The organism is Pseudoalteromonas luteoviolacea S2607 (assembly GCF_001625575.1).
GTDB lineage: Bacteria > Pseudomonadota > Gammaproteobacteria > Enterobacterales > Alteromonadaceae > Pseudoalteromonas > Pseudoalteromonas luteoviolacea_E.
The window spans coordinates 1-1850 of record NZ_AUXV01000064.1 but is presented as its reverse complement, the minus strand read 5'-3'; the positions used below and the strand labels follow the sequence as shown (position 1 = coordinate 1850).

Below are 1850 nucleotides of genomic sequence, written 5' to 3'. Positions count from 1 at the left end.
ACAGCATGTTCAACATCTTTAGTTGCAGTACATCAGGCATGCAAGAGCCTATTAACGTATGAGTGTGATATGGCGTTGGCGGGTGGCGCATGCGTGACTGTGCCGAGCGAGCAAGGTTATCACTATCAGCCCGGTGGCATTTTATCACCTGATGGTCACTGCCGACCTTTTGATGCGCAAGCTCAGGGGACAGTACCCGGAAATGGTGTGGGTATTGTGGTGCTAAAGCGTTTGGAAGATGCGCTTGCGGATGGCGATCAGGTTTACGCGGTGATACGCGGTTCAGCGGTCAATAACGATGGGGCAGTGAAGGTTGGTTTTACCGCACCGAGTGTAAAAGGACAGGCTGCGGTGGTGGCAGAGGCTTTGGGTGCCGCGCAGGTGCCAGCAAGAAGTATCAGCTATGTTGAAGCGCATGGCACAGGAACGCGATTAGGAGACCCAATAGAAGTCGCAGCACTTAGCCAGGTACACCGTAGTGAAACACAAGACGCTCGCTACTGTGCGTTGAGCTCAGTGAAAGGCAACATCGGACATTTAGATACGGCGGCGGGGGTTGCTGGTTTAATAAAGGCGGTGCAAGCTTTGCGGTACAAACAATTACCACCGAGCCTGCATTTTAGGGAGGGCAACCCAGAAATAGACTTTGAGGGTAGCCCTTTTTATGTCAATGCTTCATTAAAGGCGTGGGAGAGTCATGCGGAGCCTCGCCGAGCGGGCGTTAGTTCGTTTGGTATCGGGGGGACCAATGCCCATGTTATTTTGGAAGAAGCCCCAGAGCAAGCAATAGCAACAACGGGCCGAGCACAACAGTTGTTGGTACTGTCGGCACGCAGTGAAGCGGCGTTAGAGAAGCAGCGAGCGCAGCTTATCGCACATTTACATGATAGTACGAATGCGCTGTCAGACATTGCTTACACCTTAAAAGTAGGTCGAGAGGCCCACCCTTACAAAGCGTCTTGGGTATGTCATGGCACAGCACAAGAGGCTGCGGAGCAGATCTCAACTGACGTGGTGCGCAGTGTATTGAGTGAGGGGCAACCGGAGTGCATTTTCATGTTCTCAGGGCAGGGTAGTCAACATATCGGAATGGGGCGAGCGCTGTATGAGTCAGAACACATATTCAAGGATGCATTAGATGAATGTGCGGATAAGTTACAAGCGCATTTAGGCATAGATATTCGCAGCGTATTGTTCGGTGCAGATGTGCCAGAATCACAATTAGAACAAACGCGATTGGCACAGCCGGCATTGTTTGCAGTGGAATATGCATTAGGTAAACAGTGGATGCATTGGGGAGTGGTTCCAGATGCGATGATAGGCCACAGCATTGGTGAATATGTGGCGGCTTGTTTCGCGGGTGTGATGTGTTTAGATGATGCGCTGAAGTTGGTATCTGCCAGAGGCGAGTTGATGCAGCGGGCTCAACCGGGCGCCATGCTATCAGTTGCTTTGGGAGAGGCGGAGCTCGCAGCACAGTTGCCGGATGACTGCTCAATTGCAGCAGTGAATAGCCGCACCTTGAGTGTTGCGGCGGGGCCAAAAGCTTCTATTGCGGCGTTAGCAGCGAAGTTAGAAACACAAGGCGTTTCGGCCAAGCAACTGAAGACGTCACATGCATTTCATAGTCAGATGATGGATGGCGTGCTAGATGCGTTTAGGGAAGTGTTAGGCGAAGTGAACTTGCAAGCACCCACACGTCGTTACATCTCAAATGTAACGGGAACGTGGATCAGTGAGGTGCAAGCGACATCGGTACAGTACTGGGTTGATCATCTACGTCAACCTGTGCGCTTTGCACAAGGGTTAGATACACTATGTGCAGAGCGGTCGGAGTGTGTATTTATTGA

The 1850-nt window shown here is 51.6% G+C and carries 1 protein-coding gene; it reads left to right on the top strand.

From position 1 onward, the window contains the following. Window positions 1-1850, top strand: a 1850-nt coding sequence (locus N480_RS20225; RefSeq protein ID WP_155732918.1) for a type I polyketide synthase, incomplete at both ends; no start/stop codon positions are given.